The organism is Neoroseomonas marina (assembly GCF_012927745.1).
Classification (GTDB): Bacteria; Pseudomonadota; Alphaproteobacteria; order Acetobacterales; family Acetobacteraceae; genus Neoroseomonas; species Neoroseomonas marina.
Genome location: NZ_JABBKX010000007.1, coordinates 12,482 through 29,531 on the forward strand (window position 1 = coordinate 12,482; position 17,050 = coordinate 29,531).

The 17,050-nt window shown below is 70.9% G+C and carries 21 protein-coding genes and 1 tRNA gene; 12 read left to right on the forward strand and 10 right to left on the reverse strand.

The window, feature by feature from the left end; all coding sequences use genetic code 11:
- Positions 1–76: 76 nt before the first annotated feature.
- Entirely contained in the window at positions 77–991 is a 915-nt protein-coding gene (locus tag GWK16_RS18045) for a MurR/RpiR family transcriptional regulator (RefSeq protein ID WP_170055380.1), read from the forward strand.
- Positions 992–1,063: 72 nt separating this feature from the next.
- Here the strand turns inward: GWK16_RS18045 and GWK16_RS18050 are convergent, their stop codons facing one another.
- The 3 genes from GWK16_RS18050 to tcuA form a co-directional block, all read right to left on the reverse strand.
- Complete coding sequence (locus GWK16_RS18050) at positions 1,064–1,678, reverse strand: M35 family metallopeptidase (RefSeq protein ID WP_170055381.1); 615 nt, start codon at positions 1,676–1,678, stop codon at positions 1,064–1,066.
- Positions 1,679–1,750: 72 nt separating this feature from the next.
- Complete coding sequence (tcuB, locus tag GWK16_RS18055) at positions 1,751–2,863, reverse strand: tricarballylate utilization 4Fe-4S protein TcuB (protein WP_170055382.1); 1,113 nt, start codon at positions 2,861–2,863, stop codon at positions 1,751–1,753.
- 4 nt (positions 2,864–2,867) lie between these two features.
- Positions 2,868–4,265 carry an FAD-dependent tricarballylate dehydrogenase TcuA gene (gene tcuA, locus GWK16_RS18060; protein ID WP_211187531.1) on the reverse strand — a complete coding sequence of 466 codons (1,398 nt, stop codon included), beginning with the start codon at positions 4,263–4,265 and terminating at the stop codon, positions 2,868–2,870.
- A 79-nt stretch (positions 4,266–4,344) separates the two neighbouring features.
- Between tcuA and GWK16_RS18065 the strand changes: the two genes are divergently transcribed.
- Positions 4,345–5,028 (forward strand): GntR family transcriptional regulator, encoded by a 684-nt coding sequence (locus GWK16_RS18065; RefSeq protein ID WP_170055383.1) that lies wholly within the window; start codon positions 4,345–4,347, stop codon positions 5,026–5,028.
- Here the strand turns inward: GWK16_RS18065 and GWK16_RS18070 are convergent.
- On the reverse strand, positions 5,025–5,720 hold the full coding sequence (locus tag GWK16_RS18070; RefSeq protein WP_170055384.1) for a winged helix-turn-helix transcriptional regulator: 696 nt from the start codon (positions 5,718–5,720) through the stop codon (positions 5,025–5,027). The genes GWK16_RS18065 and GWK16_RS18070 overlap by 4 nt on opposite strands.
- Positions 5,721–5,877: 157 nt before the next feature.
- Between GWK16_RS18070 and GWK16_RS18075 the strand changes: the two genes are divergently transcribed.
- Complete coding sequence (locus GWK16_RS18075) at positions 5,878–6,204, forward strand: DUF1330 domain-containing protein (protein WP_170055385.1); 327 nt, start codon at positions 5,878–5,880, stop codon at positions 6,202–6,204.
- A 70-nt stretch (positions 6,205–6,274) separates the two neighbouring features.
- The gene (locus GWK16_RS18080; protein WP_170055386.1) at positions 6,275–7,849 is read left to right on the forward strand and encodes an ABC transporter substrate-binding protein; all 1,575 of its coding nucleotides are present in this window, start codon (positions 6,275–6,277) and stop codon (positions 7,847–7,849) included.
- Positions 7,850–7,884: 35 nt separating this feature from the next.
- On the opposite strand, the gene GWK16_RS18085 is transcribed toward GWK16_RS18080, so the two are convergent.
- Together GWK16_RS18085 and GWK16_RS18090 are read right to left on the reverse strand one after the other, a co-directional pair.
- Positions 7,885–9,075 (reverse strand): M20 aminoacylase family protein, encoded by a 1,191-nt coding sequence (locus GWK16_RS18085; protein ID WP_248291474.1) that lies wholly within the window; start codon positions 9,073–9,075, stop codon positions 7,885–7,887.
- Positions 9,076–9,097: 22 nt separating this feature from the next.
- The gene (locus tag GWK16_RS18090; RefSeq protein WP_168043798.1) at positions 9,098–9,424 is read right to left on the reverse strand and encodes an NIPSNAP family protein; all 327 of its coding nucleotides are present in this window, start codon (positions 9,422–9,424) and stop codon (positions 9,098–9,100) included.
- A gap of 139 nt (positions 9,425–9,563) precedes the next feature.
- On the opposite strand from GWK16_RS18090, the gene GWK16_RS18095 reads away from it, so the two are divergent.
- Together GWK16_RS18095 and GWK16_RS18100 are read left to right on the forward strand one after the other, a co-directional pair.
- Positions 9,564–10,364 carry an enoyl-CoA hydratase/isomerase family protein gene (locus GWK16_RS18095; protein WP_170055387.1) on the forward strand — a complete coding sequence of 267 codons (801 nt, stop codon included), beginning with the start codon at positions 9,564–9,566 and terminating at the stop codon, positions 10,362–10,364.
- The gene (locus tag GWK16_RS18100; RefSeq protein WP_170055388.1) at positions 10,361–10,840 is read left to right on the forward strand and encodes a GNAT family N-acetyltransferase; all 480 of its coding nucleotides are present in this window, start codon (positions 10,361–10,363) and stop codon (positions 10,838–10,840) included. Before GWK16_RS18095 ends, GWK16_RS18100 begins: the two co-directional genes overlap by 4 nt.
- On the opposite strand, the gene GWK16_RS18105 is transcribed toward GWK16_RS18100, so the two are convergent.
- Together GWK16_RS18105 and gluQRS are read right to left on the reverse strand one after the other, a co-directional pair.
- Positions 10,809–11,774: a Bug family tripartite tricarboxylate transporter substrate binding protein gene (locus GWK16_RS18105; protein WP_170055389.1), complete on the reverse strand. Its 966-nt coding sequence runs from the start codon at positions 11,772–11,774 to the stop codon at positions 10,809–10,811. The genes GWK16_RS18100 and GWK16_RS18105 overlap by 32 nt on opposite strands.
- Before the next feature lie 42 nt (positions 11,775–11,816).
- Complete coding sequence (gluQRS, locus tag GWK16_RS18110) at positions 11,817–12,674, reverse strand: tRNA glutamyl-Q(34) synthetase GluQRS (RefSeq protein ID WP_170055390.1); 858 nt, start codon at positions 12,672–12,674, stop codon at positions 11,817–11,819.
- A gap of 52 nt (positions 12,675–12,726) precedes the next feature.
- Between gluQRS and GWK16_RS18115 the strand changes: the two genes are divergently transcribed.
- Complete coding sequence (locus GWK16_RS18115; protein WP_170055391.1) at positions 12,727–13,377, forward strand: alpha/beta hydrolase; 651 nt, start codon at positions 12,727–12,729, stop codon at positions 13,375–13,377.
- A 150-nt stretch (positions 13,378–13,527) separates the two neighbouring features.
- Positions 13,528–14,103 carry an HNH endonuclease gene (locus GWK16_RS18120; RefSeq protein ID WP_170055392.1) on the forward strand — a complete coding sequence of 192 codons (576 nt, stop codon included), beginning with the start codon at positions 13,528–13,530 and terminating at the stop codon, positions 14,101–14,103.
- A gap of 176 nt (positions 14,104–14,279) precedes the next feature.
- Here GWK16_RS18120 and GWK16_RS18125 read toward each other — a convergent pair whose 3' ends face one another.
- Both GWK16_RS18125 and GWK16_RS18130 read right to left on the reverse strand, forming a co-directional pair.
- Positions 14,280–14,834: a demethoxyubiquinone hydroxylase family protein gene (locus GWK16_RS18125; protein ID WP_170055393.1), complete on the reverse strand. Its 555-nt coding sequence runs from the start codon at positions 14,832–14,834 to the stop codon at positions 14,280–14,282.
- Positions 14,831–15,313 (reverse strand): disulfide bond formation protein B, encoded by a 483-nt coding sequence (locus GWK16_RS18130; protein WP_170055394.1) that lies wholly within the window; start codon positions 15,311–15,313, stop codon positions 14,831–14,833. The genes GWK16_RS18125 and GWK16_RS18130 overlap by 4 nt, the downstream gene beginning before the upstream one ends.
- A 90-nt stretch (positions 15,314–15,403) precedes the next feature.
- On the opposite strand from GWK16_RS18130, the gene GWK16_RS18135 reads away from it, so the two are divergent.
- The 4 genes from GWK16_RS18135 (at position 15,404) to GWK16_RS18150 (ending at position 17,034) form a co-directional block, all read left to right on the forward strand.
- On the forward strand, positions 15,404–16,030 hold the full coding sequence (locus GWK16_RS18135; RefSeq protein WP_170055395.1) for a glutathione S-transferase family protein: 627 nt from the start codon (positions 15,404–15,406) through the stop codon (positions 16,028–16,030).
- A gap of 83 nt (positions 16,031–16,113) precedes the next feature.
- Positions 16,114–16,506 carry a cupin domain-containing protein gene (locus tag GWK16_RS18140; protein WP_168043807.1) on the forward strand — a complete coding sequence of 131 codons (393 nt, stop codon included), beginning with the start codon at positions 16,114–16,116 and terminating at the stop codon, positions 16,504–16,506.
- A 56-nt stretch (positions 16,507–16,562) separates the two neighbouring features.
- Positions 16,563–16,645 (forward strand) — tRNA-Leu (locus tag GWK16_RS18145).
- 107 nt (positions 16,646–16,752) lie between these two features.
- On the forward strand, positions 16,753–17,034 hold the full coding sequence (locus GWK16_RS18150) for an acyl carrier protein (protein ID WP_168043808.1): 282 nt from the start codon (positions 16,753–16,755) through the stop codon (positions 17,032–17,034).
- Positions 17,035–17,050 lie beyond the last annotated feature (16 nt).

Genomic DNA, 17,050 nt, shown 5'->3' on the forward strand with positions numbered 1-17,050 from the left:
CGATGGAACCATATGATCCATGACCGACGCAATTGGATCATTTGTTTCAATCGCCCGCCCCTGCGATGATCCGCCCATGGATACCGACGACACGGCCGCCGCGCTGACCGCCCTCCTGCCCGAGCTCGGGACGCAGATGGCCGGCGCGGCCAGGCACATCCTGGCCCAGCCGCAGGACGTGGCGGTGTTCTCGATGCGCGAGCTCGCGCGGCGGGCCGGGGTGCCGCCGGTGACGCTGGTGCGGCTCGCCCAGCGGCTCGGCCTGCCCGGCTATGCCGCGCTGCGGCGGCGCTACGTGGACGGCGTGCGCCAGGGACGCCTGTTCGGCGCGGCGGCGACGCGCAACACCGAAGCCGCCCGCGGCATCGCCGAGGCCATGGCACGGGGCAGCGACGCGTCCGCCTTCGCCGGCGAGTTCTTCGCCGCCGAGCACGCCATCCTGGAGAGCGCCGCCGCCGGGCTCGATGCCGGGGCGCTCGAGGAAGCGGCGGAGTTGCTCGCCGGTGCGCGGCGCGTCTTCGTCCTCGCCCGGCGCACCGCCTGGCCGGCGGCCTTCGTGCTGGCCTATGCGCTGCGGAAGGCGCGGGCGGACGTGCAGTTGCTGGACGACGTCGCCGGCGCGCCCGAGGCCGCGCTCGAGGATGCCGTGCGCGGCGACGTGCTGGTGGCCGTGACCTTCGCGCCCTACAGCCGGCTGACCTTCGGCCTCGCGCAGCGGGCCGCGGCGGAGCGGCTTCGCGTCATCGCGGTGACGGATTCGCGGACCGCGCCGATCGGTCAGTTCGCGGGCCGCCTGCTGTTCGCCGCGCCCACCGCGTCCCGCGCCTTCCCGGAATCGGCCCTCGGGGCGGTCGCCCTCGCCAATCTGCTCGTCGCGCTGGCCGTCGCGCGGCTGGGCCCGGCGGCACAGCGCCGCATCCGGGCCAATGAGCGCCGGATCGTCGCGTCGGGCGAGTATGTCGAGGCCGGACCGTCCGGGCGTCGCGGATAAAAAGACCCGCCGGGGCCAAGGCACGATTGCCCGGCATCCCGGCGGGGGTTCACTGCCTGCTGGGGGGCATTATCAGCGCGGCAGGAACTCGGCGAAGTATTCGTAGCTGTCGGCGTTCATCTGGGCGGCGCGCGGGTCGTCCTTGGCCAGCGCCTCGGCGCCGCGCGGCTGGTAGGCGTGGTCGCGGGTGCCGAGGGCGAGGTGGCTCATCTCATGCACGACGATGCCGCCCTGGCTGTCCTGGCCGCTGCGGTCGGCGCGGAAGAAGGCCTGGCAGAAGCCCATCGTCTCGCGCGCCCCGCCGCCCCAGCGGACATAGGCGAAGGTGTTGCCGCGGCAGGATTCCGCCCGGTTGCATTCATAGGCGAGGCGCGGTTCGCGCTCATCGAGGCCCGCCGAGATGGCGCGGAAGTTCTTGGCGACGGCGCCGGCCGGGTTGGAGCCGAAGAAGCGGGCGAGGTGCGGCCGGGTCGCCTCGGCATCCAGGGCCAGGGCGGCGATGGAGGCGTTGGTCATCTGGCGGGCATCGGCGAAGGCCCGGCGGATCGTGACGCGCTGCTGGTCGGTGCAGGTGCCGTCGCGGGTCGCGATCTGGCGGTCCCCGCCCTTCACGCCCTGCGCGGAGAGCGGCAGCGGCGCGAGGGTCAGCGCGGTCAGGGCGGCGACAGCGGCGAGGGTCTTGCGCATCTCGGTCTGCCTTCCTCTCGGGGGTGGCAGGCAGACCTTGACGCAGCCGGGCTGCCCCGGCGCTGAAATGGTTCAGGCGGCGGGGGCCGGGGCGGTGCGCTTCTCCCGCGCATGCCGCAGCAGGGCGATGCCGCGATAGAGGCCGTGGACCATCTTCGAATAGGGCATCACCAGGAAGAAGGCGAAGACCAGGCCGAGATGGATGGCGAGCATCGCCCCCATCGCTCCGGTATGCCGCACCGCCAGCAGCAGCAGCCCGGTCGCCGCGATCAGGAAGAGCAGCGCGAGGATGGCGAACTCGCCCCCCGCCAGCTTCTTCGCCACCGGCCCGGGATCGGTGATGACCTTCACATGCGCGAGGCCCGCCGCGCCGATCATCATCAGCACGCCGCCCCAGAAGCCGAGCTGCACCGGCAGGGAGAGGAAGGCGTGCGGCGACTTCCAGCCGAAGACGTAGTGATACAGCGTGCCGGTGCAGGTCGCGGCGAAGCAGAGCATGAAGCCGCCGAACAGCGCCTGGTGCAGCCAGCGCCGGCGCGTCGAGAATCCCTCGTCGAGGTCGTTGCAGCCGTGCCCGCCGCCGCCGAGATTGCGCATGGTGACGATGTCGACCGCCGCTTCCGTCGCCGGGCCCGGGTCGAAGCCGCCCTGCGGGCTGCCGGTGGAGCGGCAGTAGTTCCGGGCGCCCATTGCCATGGCGAGGATCGCGTAGCCGAAGGTGACGACGCCGAGCGTGATCATCAGCCAGTGCGGGATGACGCGGAAGAAGGCGCCGACGCCGCCCTGCGCCGACCACAGCACCGCCGGATCCTGCAGCGCCACCACCAGGATCAGCGCCAGCGCGACGCCGAGGGCCGCGAGCAGCGAGACGACGGTGCCGCTGCGCTCGAACAGCCGCCCCATCGGCGCCGGCCAGGCGTTCTTCGCGTAGGATTCCTGGCGCAGCTCCGCGAAGGTCGCCGGGATGTTGATGCCGAAGGCGTGCGGCGGCGCATACTGGCAGGCGTGGTAGCAGCCCTTGCAGCCATGGCAGAGATTGGCGAGGTGCGTCAGGTCCCCTTCGGTGAAGGACCGGCGCATCGTCATGGCGGGGAAGACCGCGCAATAGCCTTCGCAATAGCGGCAGGCGTTGCAGATCTCCATCTGCCGCCGGGCTTCGGCGACGGTCTCTGATTCCTGGGCCATCACCTCAATTCCTTACCAACTTCGCGGCCTGCTCGCCCGCGATGCGGCCGAAGACGGTGCCGATCGCCATGCCGAAGCCGGCGAGATAGCCCTGGCCGAGGATGTTGCCGGACATGATCTCGCCCGAGGCGAACATGTTCGCTGACGGCTTGCCGTCGGCCATCATCACGCGGGCCTGTTCGTTCACCTTCACGCTGAGGAAGGTGAAGGTGATGCCGGGACGCAGCGGGTGGCAGTAATAGGGCGGGGTGTCGATGCGCCGGGCCCAGTGGGACTTCGGCGGCGTCAGGCCCTCGGTGCGGCAGTCGTCGAGCGACTGCGCCTTGAAGGTGCCGGGCTGCACCGCGGCGTTGTAGTCGGCGACCACCTTCTCGAGCTTCGCCGCGTCCAGGCCGATCATGCCGGCGAGCTCGGCGATGCTGTCCGCCTTGTGGGGCGCGAAGACCGGCGGCAGGTAGTTCATCTGCGCCTTGGAATCGTTGATCGCGAAGGCGACCTGGCCGGGCTGCTGCGCGATCAGCCGGCCCCAGATGGCGTAGCGCTTCGGCCAGACATCCTCGCCCTCGTCGTAGAAGCGCTCGACGTCGCGGTTCACCACGATGGAGAAGGGCACGCAGTCGAGGCGCATGGCGAGGCCGCCATCCTCCATCGGCGCGCGCGCGTCGTTGGCGACGGCGTGGAACTGCGTGGGGTCGCCGACCTCCTGCACGCCTTGCGCGAGCAGGTCCTTCAGGATCCGCCCCTGCGCATAGGGCGTGCCGCGGATCTGGAAGTTGTCCGCCGCATCGCCCCAGTACTTCCGCAGCCATTCGCGGTTAGCTTGGAAGCCGCCGGCCGAGGCGACGAAGGCCTTGAACCTGATTCGCGCGGGGAAGCCGCGGTGGGAGACGATCGCCTCGGTGGCGAAGCCGTCCTTCACCGCGATGTGCTGCACCTCGGTGTCGTAGAGGATGACGATGCCGAGCGCTTCCGCCGTGCGGTAGAGCGCATTCACCAGCGCCTTGCCGCCGCCCAGGAAGAAGGCGTTGGTCCGCGACAGGGACAGCGTGCCGGACAGCGAGGGCTGGAAGACCACGCCGCAGGATTCGAGGAATTTCGGCGCCTGCTCACTGGCGCGGATGCACATGCGCGCGAGCGGTTCGTCGGTCTTGCCCGCCGTGACGCGGCGCAGGTCGTCCCAGTATTCTTCCTCGAGGTAGGAGTCCGTCAGCACGCCCGTGGGGCCGTGGTGCAGCGCGCGCACGTTGCGGGTGTGGCGCGAATTGCCGCCGCGCATCGACTTGGGCGCATGCTCGGCCAGCACCACGGTCGCGCCGGCGCGGCGCGCGGTGATGGCGGCGCAGAGCGCGGCGTTGCCGCCGCCCGCGATCAGCACGTCGAAGGTCTGCGTCAGGTCCGCCATGGCGCGTCCTGCTCCTCGTGTTCGCTGTCATGTATACAGTTGTATCCAAAGCTGTCCAGAGGGTGCTAGGCTGCGCGCCATGGACGCCACCGCCCCTTCCCGCGACCTCGGCGAAAGCGCCTATGCGCGCATCCGCGCGGCGATCCGCGAGGGCAGCCTCGCGCCGGGCGAACGGCTGACGGAAACCGACCTCGCCGCGCGCTTCGGCGTCTCCCGCACGCCGGTCCGCCAGGCGATCGCGCGGCTGGAGGCCGAGGGGCTGCTGACGCACGAATCGCGTCGTGGCCTGACCGTGACGCGCCCCGACCACCAGCAGGTCGTGGAACTGTACGTGATGCGGGAGGTGCTGGAGGGTGCCGCCGCGCGCCTCGCGGCCCAGCATGCGAGCGAGACCGAGATCGCCGCCATGGCCGAGATCGTCGCGCAGGAACCCGCGGCCTATGGCGATGCCCGCGCGCTGGCCGAGGTGAATCAGCGGCTGCACGGGCTGCTCTACCTCGCCGCGCACAACCGCTACCTGCTGCGCAGCCTCGAGCAACTCGCGGCCACCATGGCGCTGCTGCCGACGCTGCTGACGCGCGGCGGCCGCGCCGAGGCCGCGCATGCCGAGCACCGCGCCATCATCGAGGCGATCGTCGCGCGCGACGGCGACGCCGCCGAGGCCGCCGCGCGCGCCCATGCCCGCGCCGCGCAGAAGCATCGCCTGGCCTGGATGGTGCGGACGCTCGGCGTGCCCTTGGCGGTGCCGGGCGGAGATGCCTAGGCCAGCGCCCGCTTCGGTTCCGCCGCGAAGGGGCTGAGGCCGAGCCAGGCCTGCATGTCGCGGGCCATGTCGCGGTCGCCGTCGAGCGCGATCCGGTCGCGCTCCTTCTCGATGGTCGTCACGCCCATCCAGATCGCGGTCATGGTCCGAAGGTCGGTCCGCACATGCAGGTCGATCTCGAATCCGGGATGGGACCAGCAGAGATCCACATCGCCATCGGGCTCGACCACCAGCCACCACAGGCGCTTCGAGGCCGGAAGGCCGCCGTAGAGGAACTCGATCACCACCCGCCGCTTCGGCAGGGGCGCCGGATTGAGGTTCCGGCGCATGTCCCACATCAGCAGGGCGGGATCGAGGTTCTCGAGCGACAGCCGCGCCTCGACCCATCGCTGGCCCCACAGGCCGAGGGCCTCGACGACCTGGCGGCAATCCTGGCCGGCCTCGGTCAGGCGATATTCATGGACGCCGCGCTCGGTGCGGGATTCGCGGCGCTCGATGATGCCCGCGCGCTCGAGTTCCTTCAGCCGCTGGGACAGCAGGGTGGGCGACATCTTGGGCACGCCGCGACGGAGGTCGTTGAAGCGCGTGGATCCGGCGACGAACTCGCGCATCAGCACCAGGGTCCAGCGGGTGCACAGGATCTCGGCCGCCATGGCGACCGGGCAGAACTGCTTGTAGCCGGGCGTGCCCATCCGCTGCTCCTCCCGTCCTCGTGAGGGCCAGCCTGCGCCAGGCGGGGCGCCCGGGGCCAGTCCAGAATATGGATCGGCCGGTACAGTCCCTGCACTGGAGGGTCCCGCCCTTGCCGGTGTCCGATGGTGCCGCAGGGATCAGCCAGGAGCACCGACCATGACCGTCTTCGTGATCGCCGACATCCAGGTAACCGACGGCGCCTGGGTGCCGGCCTATGCGGCGAATGTCCACGACATCGTCCACCGGCACGGCGGCCGCTACCTCGCGCGCAGCGGCAATGTGCAGGTGCTCGAGGGCGACCCGCCGGAGACGACCCTGATCGCGCTGCTGCAGTTCCCTTCGCCCGAGGCCGTCGCGGCCTTCGCCGCCGACCCCGACTACGCGCCCCACGGCGCCGCGCGCCAGGCGGGCAGCGTCAGCCGCTTCACCATGATCGACGACACCGACCTCGCCGGCACGATCGTCTACCTCCGCAAAGGATGACGCCGCGCCCGCGTTGACAGGGCCGCCGTCGTGCCGAAGGCTTCGGGCATCCACCGGAGCGCCATGCCCGATGCCGCGTCTTCGCCTCGCCCTCGTGGCGGCCTGCCTTCTGTTCAACGCCGCCCTCGCGCGGGCGCAGACCCTGACCATGGCGGTCGAGGCGCCCTTCGGCCTCGACCCGCACTACCTCTTCGCCGGGCCGAACATGGCCGCGGCGCGCAACGTCTATGACAGCCTGATCAACCGCGACGCCGAGAGCCGCTTCGTGCCCGGCATCGTCGAATCCTGGGAAGCGACCGGCCCGCAGAGCTGGGACCTGCATCTGCGCCGCGGCGTCACCTTCCACGACGGCAGCCCCTTCACGGCGGATGACGTCGCCTTCTCCATCGCGCGCGTGCCGAACCTGCCGAACAATCCGGGCCCCTATACCTCGAACCTGCGGACGATCTCCCGTGTCGAGGTGGTCGACCCGCAGACCGTCCGGCTGCACACGGATCAGCCGAACCCGGTGCTGCCGGGGCAATTGACCAACATCTTCGTCGTCTCGAAGCGCGTGGCGGAAGGTGCCTCGACCTCGGACTTCAACAGCGGGCGCGCCGCGATCGGCACCGGCCCCTTCCGCGTGGAGCAGGTGCGCGGCCAGGAAGGCATGACCATCACGCGCAACCCAACCTATTGGGGCGAGGCGCCGGCCTATGCGCGCGTCGAGATCCGCGTCATCGGCAACGACGCCTCGCGTCTTGCCGCGCTGCTGAGCGGCGATGTCGACCTGATCGAGAGCGTGCCGCCCGCCGATGTCGAGCGGCTGCAGCGCGATGCGCGCGTGTCGGTGTTCCGGCGCAATTCCGACCGGATCATGTACCTGCTGCCGAACCTGCGGCTCGACCAGTTCCCGCTGCTGACCGACGCCGCGGGGCAGCCGCTGGCGCGCAACCCGCTGCGGGACGTGCGGGTGCGCCGGGCGCTGTCGCTTGCCATTGATCGCCAGGCGCTCGCGGCGCGTGCGCTGGACGGCCAGGCGGTGCCGACGGTGCAGATGGTGCCGGAGCAGTTCGGCGGCTTCGACCCCAGCATCGCCCTGCCCGCCGCCGATCCCGCCCGCGCCCGGGCGCTGCTGGCGGAAGCGGGGTATCCCAACGGCTTCGGCCTGACGCTGGGCTGCCCGAACAACCGCTTCGTCAACGATGCCCGGGTCTGCCAGGCGGCGGGGCAGATGCTGACGCGCGCAGGCTTCCAGGTGCGGGTCGAGACGCAGCCCTGGAACGTCTTCTCCCCGCGCACGCTGGCGCATCGCAACGACCTGCCGCTGATGCTGTATGGGCTGTCGCTCTCCTCCTCCCGCGATGCCTCCTACATCCTGTCCACGGCGGTCCATACGCGGGTGCCGGAACAGGCCTTCGGGCAGGGCAATCGCGGCGGGTTCAGCGATGCGCGTCTGGATGCGATGATCGACGCAGTGATCGGCCGCGCCGATGCGGGGCGGGACGCGGAACTGCGCCGCGTCGCCGCGGCGGCCGCCGAGGAGGTGCCCTTCATCCCGCTCTACAACCAGGTGGTGATCGCCGCGGCGAAGCGCGGCGTGACCTACACGCCGCGGATGGATGAGCAGATGGTCGCGATCCAGGCGCGCCCGGCGGCGCGCTGAGGTAGCGAGCGGCGTCGTCTGAACGGAAGATACCCTCAGCCCAGTTCCTGCCCGACGATCCCGACCCAGAAGGCGATGCCATGCGGCATCGCCGCGTCGTTGAAGTCGTAGCGCGGCGTGTGCAGCGCATGGACGCTGCCATCCGGCGCGGTGCCGTTGCCGAGGAAGACCATCGCGCCCGGCTTGGCGTCGAGCATGAAGGAGAAATCCTCCCCGCCCGTCACCGGCACGGCGTCGAGGTCGAGGCTCGCCTCGTCGCCGGTGAAGCGCGCCGCCTCGGCCATGACATCGGTCTCGCGGCCGTGGTTGACCAGCGGGACCGTGCCCCAGGACAGCGACGTTTCCGCCGTCGCGCCCTGCGTCGCGGCGGCGATGTCCGCGAGTTCGCGGATGCGGCGTTCCAGCAATTCCTGCATCGGCTTGTTGAAGGCGCGCATGGTGCCGCCGATCAGCAGCTCCGAGGGCAGGACGTTGAGCGCGGCGCGCTGGCCTGCATTGATGTGCCCGACGCTGACGACGATGCTTTCGAGCGGCGGCGCGTTGCGGCTGACGATGGTCTGCAGCGACTGGATGAAGAAGGCCTGCACCACCGCGAGGTCGTTCGACATGTGCGGCGAATTGCCGCCATGCCCGCCGGCGCCGCGGAAGGTCACCTCCCACCGGCCGGAGGCCGCCATGAACGCGCCCTTGCGCATCGCGAAATGGCCGAGCGGCATGCCCGGCATGTTGTGCAGCCCGTAGACGGCATCGCAGGGGAAGCGCTCGAACAGTCCGTCGGCGAGCATCGCCTTCGCGCCGCCGCGGCCTTCCTCGGCGGGCTGGAAGATGAAGTGGACGGTGCCGGCGAAGTCCGGGTTCTCCGCCAGCACGCGCGCGGCGCCGAGCAGCATCGTGGTGTGCCCGTCATGCCCGCAGGCATGCATCCGTCCGACATTGGCGGAGGCATAGGGCAGGCCGGTCGTCTCGGTCAGCGCCAGCGCGTCCATGTCGGCGCGCAGGCCGATCGCCCCCTGCCCCGGCCGCTTGCCGCGCAGCGTGCCGACCACGCCGAACCGGCCCACGCCTTCCGTCGTCTCGATGCCAAGGGCGCGGAGTTCGCGCGCCACCAGCGCGGCGGTGCGTTCCTCCTCCATGCCCAGTTCGGGATGGGCGTGGATGTCGCGGCGGATCGCCACGAGCTCGGGCAGGTGGCGTTCGATGCGGGTGCGGGTGTCGGTCGGGTCCAAGGTGGCCTCCGGGGCGATGCGGCTATCGGACCGCCGAGAAGGCGGTCGGCTGCAGGATGGCGTTGACGATGTTCGCGACGATCGGGCCGTCCTTCTCGGATTCGGCACGCTTCGCGATCCATTCGGGATCGGATTGGAAGGCGGCCCACTTGGCCTCGCGCTCGGCGAGCGATTCCCAGGCCAGCAGGTAGTGCAGGTCCTGGTTCGACTCGCCGATGACGGTCGTCCAGAAGCCCGCCTGGCGGATGCCGTGCTTCTCCCACAGCTTCAGCGTGGTCGTCTCGAACCGCTTCAGCAGCGCGGGCAGGCGCCCGGGCAGGCAGCGATAGACGCGCAGTTCGTGGATCATGCCGAAGGTCCTTCCGCGGTTCTTCCTGGACGTGCCCCGAGCATGGAACCAGCCGCCCCCGCGGTCCAGACGCCCCCGGCTGACACGCCGGCCCATCCGTCGCAGTCTGCGCCCCCGTTCAAGACCCGAGGAACGCCGCATGGAACTGAAGCAGTACGAGACCCTCGCCCTCGAGACCCCCGAGCCGCACATCCTGGTGGTGCGGCTGAACCGGCCGCAGGTGTCGAACGCGCTGAACACGCAGATGGGCCGCGACCTCCATGCCGTCTGGTCCAGCCTGATCGCCGAGCCGGGCGAGGTCCGCTGCGTGGTCTTCGCCGCGGCGGGCGAGAAGGCCTTCTGCGGGGGCGGCGACCTCAAGGAGCGCAACGGCATGACCGATGCCGCCTGGCGCCACCAGCACGAGATCTTCGAGCGCGCCTATTGGACGCAGATCGACTGCCCGATCCCGATCATCGCCGCGGTGTCGGGGCATGCCTATGCCGGCGGGCTCGAGATGGTGCTGGCGTCCGACTTCGCCTACGGCGTCAGCGCGGCGCGCTTCGCGCTGACCGAAGTGACGATCGGCATCATGCCCGGCGCCGGTGGCACCCAGACCCTGCCGCGCATCGTCGGCGAGCGCCGCGCGAAGGAGATCATCCTGACCGGCCGCCCCTTCACCGCGGAACAGGCCTGCGAGTGGGGCATCCTCAACCGCGTGGTCGAGACGCGCGAAGAATTGTGGGAGGCGGTGATGGAGACGGCGCGCACCATCGCGCGCAACGCGCCGCTGTCGGTCCGCCAGGCCAAGCGGTCGATGCATTACGGCCTGCAGATGGACATCCGCACGGCGCTGCGCTTCGAGGTGGAGTGCTACAACCAGCTCGTCGGCACGGAAGATCGCCGCGAGGGCATCGCGTCGTTCAACGAGAAGCGGAAGCCGGTGTTCAAGGGGCGGTGATCCACGTCGCGGCCGAGACGCCGCACCAGGCGGAGATCGCCGCGCTGCTGCGGCTGTCCGATGCGGTGGCGGCGGTGCTCTATCCCGGTGCGTTTCGCCGCGCGATCGATCCCGCGGCGCTCGATCGACCGGATATCGCACTGCTCGTCGCGCGGGAGGACGGCCGGGCGGCCGGCTGCTGCGCGGTCTTCGACCGCGGCGACGGCAGTGCCGAGATCAAGCGCATGATCGTCGCCGAGGCGCACCGCCGGAAGGGCGTCGGCGAGGCACTGCTGCAGGGCGCGGAAGCACTGGCGTGCGGGCGTGGGATCTCGCTGCTGTTGCTGGAAGTCGGCACCCGCAACGAGGCCGCCTATGCGATGTACCTCCGCGCGGGCTTCACCCCGCGCGGCCCCTTCGCACCCTACGGGGCCAACCCGATCAGCCGGTTCCTCGAAAAGCCGCTCAGTTCGCGTTCGCCCCTGCCCGCTCGATGATCGGGCGCCACTTCGCGGTCTCCGCGCGGATGAAGCCGGTCAGGTCCTCGGGCGTGCTGGGGGCGGGCTCGAGCCCATGCTTGGCGAGGTTCGACGCCACCTCCGGGTCGCGCATCGCCTCGTTCATCGCGGCGTTGACGCGGTCCACGATCGGCCGCGGCAGGGCCCGCGGGCCCATCATCGCGTACCAGTTCGCGACTTCGTAGCCCGGCAGGTTCGCCGCCTCGGCGACCGTCGGCACATCCGGCAGCAGAGCACTGCGCCGCGCGAAGGGCACGGCGAGCGCGCGCAGCCGCCCGGCCTCGATATGCGGCAGCACCGTCGCCGCCGTGGCGATCGAGAAATCGACCTTGCCGGAGAGGATGTCGGTGATGAGCTGCCCGCCGCCGCGATAGGGCACGTGGATCGTCTCGATGCCCGCCATGGAATCGAGCAGCGCGCCGCCGAGATGCCCCGCGCCGCCAACGCCCGAGGACCCATAGGACAGCGTGCCCGGCCGCGCCTTCGCCGCCGCGACGAGGTCCGCAAGCGTGCGCCAGGGCTTCTCCGGCGCGACGACCAGGAAGTTCGTCACCTCGACCGACCGGCCGATGGTGGTCAGGTCGGCCAGCACGTCGAAGGACAGCCGCGTCATGATCGGGTTCATCACCAGCGAGGCGATGGTGCCCATCATCAGGGTCGTGCCGTCGGACGGCGCGTTCACGGTCGCCTCGGAGGCGAGGTTGCCGCCGGCGCCCGGGCGGTTCTCGACCACCATCGGCTGGCCGATCAGCGCCTGCATCCGCCCTGCGATGGTGCGCGTCGTGATGTCGGTTCCCCCACCGGGGGCGAAGCCCACGAAGATGCGGATCGGTCGTGTGGGCTGCCATTGCGCCAGGGCAGGTGCCGCAATGGCGGTCAGCGCCGCCGTCCCGAGCGCGCGTCGCGTGATCATGTCCGTTTCCCTCCGCCCCGTCCCGGGGGTCTTGCGGGAAAGCTACGCTGGGTCGGACCAACCGGCCAGGGCACGAACCTCGGCCGGGCTGCGGCCCGCCGTGCGCAGGTCGCGCAGCGTCGCGGCGCGGTCGCGCTTGGCGAGCCGACGGCCGGACCCATCGGTCAGCAGCGGATGGTGCGCATAGGCCGGTTCGGGCCAGCCCATCAGGTGTTGCAGCAGCCGATGCAGATGGGTGGCGGGGAGAAGGTCCTCCCCGCGCGTCACCAGCGTCACGCCCTGCAGCGCGTCGTCATGCGTGACGCAAAGGTGGTAGGAGGCGGGGACGTCCTTGCGCGCCAGCACCGCATCGCCGAACTGCGCGGGATCGCAGGTCAGGCGCCTTCCGTGCTCGACGAAGGTCAGCGGCGCATCGAGCGTCGCGAGCGCCGCCGCCATGTCGAGCCGCAGCGCATGCGCCTCGCCGCGCGCGATCCGCGCCGCACGGTCGTCGGGCGTCAGCCGCCGGCAGGTGCCGGGATAGAGCGGCCCATCCGGCCCGTGCGGCGCCGAAGCACTCGCCGCGATCTCCCGCGCGATGTCCGCGCGCGTGCAGAAGCAGGGATAGAGCAGGCCACGCGCCGCCAGCGCATCGAGCGTGCGGCGATACGCCGGCAGGTGCTGCGACTGCACCCGCACCTCGCCATCCCAGTCGAGGCCAAGCCAGGCCAGGTCCTCGAGGATCGCGTCGGTGAATTCGGCGCGGCAGCGGCCCGGGTCGATGTCCTCGATGCGCAGCAGGAAGCGTCCGCCGGCCTCGCGCGCCATACGCCAAGCGTAGATCGCCGAATGCGCGTGGCCGAGATGGAGATACCCGGTCGGGCTCGGCGCGAAGCGGGTGACGATGGTGGTTGCGCCCATGATCCGCAGCCGGTAGCGGGCGGGGGCCACGCATCGCAAGGGGGATCGGCGCATGGAGGCATTGGACGGGCCGACCTACGGGCCGGCGGAAGGCGGTGCGCCGGATGCGATCGTCGTGCTGGTGCATGGCTTCGGCGCCGACGGGAACGACCTGATCGACCTCGCCGCGCTGTGGGCGGAGGCGCTGCCGCGCGCACTGTTCCTGGCCCCCCATGGCCCCGAGGCCTGCGACGGCATCCCCTTCGGCCGGCAATGGTTCCCGCTGTGGGATCGTTCCTCCGCGCAGCTCGAAGCGGGCGTCGCGTCGGCCGCGGCGGCCCTCGGGCGCTTCGTCGCGCGCGCCTGCGCGGCGCATGAGGTCGAACCTTCGCGCGTCGCGCTGATGGGCTTCAGCCAGGGCGCGATGACGGCGCTCGAGGCCGGGCTGCGCGGCGCGGTGCCGGAGGCGGCCTGCATCCTCGCCTATTCCGGCGGCATGATCGGCGCGGAGCGGCCCGTCACCGCCCATCCGCCGGTGCTGCTGGTCCATGGCGAGGATGACGAGGTGGTGCCGGCCGCCGCCTCGCGCGCTGCCGAATCGGCGCTGGAGGCCGCAGGCGTGCCGGTGCGCGCGCTCTACCGGCCGGGGCTCGGGCATGGGCTGGACGAGGTCGGGCTTGCCGCCGGCGCCGAAGTGTTGCGCGGCGTGCTCGGCGGCGAATGACATCTCCCTGACACGCCGCGCCGAGGGTTGCGGCGGCCCGGGCCGCGTGGCAATCATGCACCGCACACGCGGCGGCGCCACTGTATCTGGGGCCTTTCCGCCGGGTCAGGCCCCAAGATCTTGGTGGCGCACCGCTGGAAGGAGCGGCGCTTGCCAGACGGCGGTCAGTTCACCGGCGCTCAGTCGTACCCGGCCCTCGTGCTGAACGCGGATTTTCGGCCGCTGTCCTATTTCCCGCTGTCGGTCTGGTCCTGGCAGGACGCGGTGAAGGCGGTCTTCCTCGACCGTGTCTCGGTGCTGAGCGAATACGAGGTGGAGGTGCATTCGCCCTCCCTCGCGTTGCGCCTGCCCTCGGTCATCGCGCTGAAGGAATACATCCCCGCGGCGCGGCGCCCGGCCTTCACACGCTTCAACGTCTTCCTGCGCGACCGCTTCGAATGCCAGTACTGCGGGGAAGGCCGGCCGACCCCGGAACTGACCTTCGACCATGTGATCCCTCGGTCGCGTGGTGGGCGGACCACCTGGGACAACGTCGTCACCGCCTGCGGGCCGTGCAACCTGCGCAAGGGCAGCCGCCTGCCGCGGGAATGCCACATGCTGCCGCGGCAGGAGCCGCGCCAGCCGACCTCGTGGGAATTGCAGGAGAACGGGCGCGGCTTCCCGCCCAACTACCTGCACCAGTCCTGGCGCGACTACCTGTACTGGGACAGCGAGCTGGAGGGCTGAAGGGCCCTCATCGTTTCCCCCGACGCCGGGCGGGCCGCATCCCGGGTGCCCATGCACGTTGCTGAGCAACGCGCATGGGGCCCGTCCGCGGCCCTGGGCTTCGCGGCACCAGCCGCGGCGCCCATTCGGGCGCTCGGCCCTGCGGGCCGCCAAGCCGATATCGCGCCGGGTCGCCCTCAGACCCGCTCGCTGATCCTGATCGCGACCTTGCAGCCCGCCTTGATCGCCGCCGAGAGCAGCCGGTAGGCCGGCGCGAGTTCCGCCTCGTTCTCGAGGCCGATGTCCCGGTGTTCCAGCTCCTCGGCGCGGAACTGCGCGATATGCGCCTTCAGCTCCGCCTCGTCGTCGCCGAGCGTTTCGTCCTGCGCGCGGTAGTGCTCGTCGATCGCTTCCTCGACGGCGACCGTGCAGGCCATGGCACCCCGGTGGCCGAGCAGCGCGGTGGCGGCCCCCAGCGCGAAGCCCGCCACGTGCCAGACCGGCAGCAGCGCAGTCGGGCGCACCTTCCGTTCCCCGATCAGCCGGGAAAAGGTGTCGAGGTGGACCTGCTCCTGCGCCTTCATGTGCTCGAGCGTCGGGCGCCACCTGGTGCGGCCGAGCACGGCCAGCTGGCCTTCATAGATCCGCTTCGCGCCGTATTCCCCCGCGTGGTCCACGCGGATCATCCGTTCCACCAGATGCCGGGGCGTCGGATCGCCAGGCAGGCGACGCTCGCCGGTCGTCTCGGTCATGTCTTCGCTCCCCTGCGTGCCAGCCCCAGCGCCAGCGCGCCGAGGCCGAGCCCGTAGATGAGGTTCATCGCCGCCATGGAAAGCGGCAGGCCCTCGATCAGATAGGTCGCCGCGTCGCAGGGCTTGTTCGGCGCCGCCGCCAGGCTGCGCATCATGTCGTCGAGCGAATTCGACCCGCCCGCGGCCGTCGCCGCGGCGCAGCCCGGCAGGGGGGACGGCCACCAATGCTGCTCGACCCCGACATGGAAGCCCCCGATCGCCGCGGAGACCAGGACCGCGATGCCGGCCAGGCCCAGCAGCACCGTCCGCGCCCGTCCCGGGGCGAAGGCGCCGAGGGCCGCCAGCCCCGCCGCCACCCAGTAGGGCCAGCGCTGCCAGAGGCAGAGCTCGCAGGGGGCGAGCCCCCACCAGGTCTCGCTGCCAAGGGCGAAGAGCGGCGCGGCGGCCGCCAGGACGGCGATCAGGAGGGCAGGTGCCATGCGCCCCACATCGCGCTTCGCGCGCCCCGGCGCAACTGGACCGCCGCCCGACCCGCGCCTAGCCTGCCCCCGCAAGGCGGGAGGAAGCCCATGATGAAGCTGTGGGGCCGGACGAGTTCGAGCAACGTGATGAAGGTCCTCTGGACCCTGGACGAGCTCGGCCTGCCCTATGACCGGATCGACGCCGGCGGCGCCTTCGGCCGGACCAAGGACCCCGAATACCGGGCCATGAACCCGATGGGCCTGGTCCCGACCCTGCAGGAGGAGGACGGCTGGTCGCTCTGGGAGAGCAACAGCATCGCCCGCTACCTCTGCAACGCCCATGCGCCCGGCGGCACGCTCTACCCGGCCGAACCCCGCGCCCGGGCCAAGGTCGAGACCTGGATGGACTGGACCCTCGGCCACGTCACCGCGCCGATGGTCGTGATCTTCTTCACCCATATCCGCCTGCCCGAACCCCAGCGGGACTGGAAGGCCGAGGCCAAGGCCCGGGAGGATTCCGGGCGGCTGTGGAAGATTGTCGACGCGACGGTCGCCAAGTCCCGCTTCCTCTGCGGGGACGACCTGACCCTCGCGGACATCGCGCTGGGGTGCTGGGTGCATCGATGGCATGCCCTGCCGATCGAACGGCCGGACCTACCGAACCTCGCGCGCTACTACGAGACGCTGAAGACGCGGCCGGGCTTCGTGAAGCACGTGGCGCTGCCGCTCGAATGACGGTCGGGGGAGGCGAACCTCCCCCGATCCCCCTCCCTTCTTTGGGAGTCCGCCCTCGCAACGGGTCATGGAGGAAACAAGAGATGGGCAAGACCGCGACCAGCCACGCCGACGGCGCCGAGTTCAAGCGCGGGCTGCGGGCCTTCTTCGAATACCGCGACCTCGGCATCAAGGACGCGACCGACGGCGCCTTCGGGGCGCATGTGATCCGCGCCATTCCGGGCGAGCACGCCACCGGCCAGTGGCACACCCACGACCTGCCCTTCCAGATGTTCTTCGTCCTGAAGGGCTGGGTGAAGTTCGAGTACGAGGACATCGGCGAGAAGACCTTCAAGGCCGGCGACTGTTGCTACCAGCCCCGCCTGGTCCGCCACCGGGAGATCGCGCATTCGGACGACGTCGAGATCCTGGAGATCACCGGGCCGGCGGAATTCGAGACGAAGAACGTCGAGGCACCCGCCCAGGCGGCCGAATAGGCCCGAACCGGTCTGGACGACCCCCGCCGCCCCCGGCTACCCAGGGGGCGGCCCGGGCCCCCGTGGCGGAACGGTAGACGCAGGCGACTCAAAATCGCTCGCCCGAGAGGGTGTGGGAGTTCGAATCTCCCCGGGGGCATGGGGCCGGAGGGGCCCCCGAGGGGTCGGATGCTTGCCTTCCGCCCCCATTCGCGCCAAAGACGCCCCCCGATCCCTAAACCCACCCCGGATTCCGGAGGGCCACCCATGGCCTCGTCCTTCGACCGCATCGCCGACATCATCGCCGAGAACAGCGAAGTCCCGCGGGACAAGATCCTGCCGGACAGCCACGTCATCAACGACCTCGGCATCGACAGCCTCGACTTCCTCGACATCGTCTTCGCCATCGACAAGGCCTTCGGAATCAAGGTCCCGGTCGAGGCCTGGACGCAGGAAGTCAACGCGGGCAACGCCCCGGCGGAGCAGTACTTCGTGATGAAGAACCTCGCCGCCCGCATCGATGAGCTGGTGGCGGCGAAGGGGGGCTGACCCCCCTCCCCGCGGA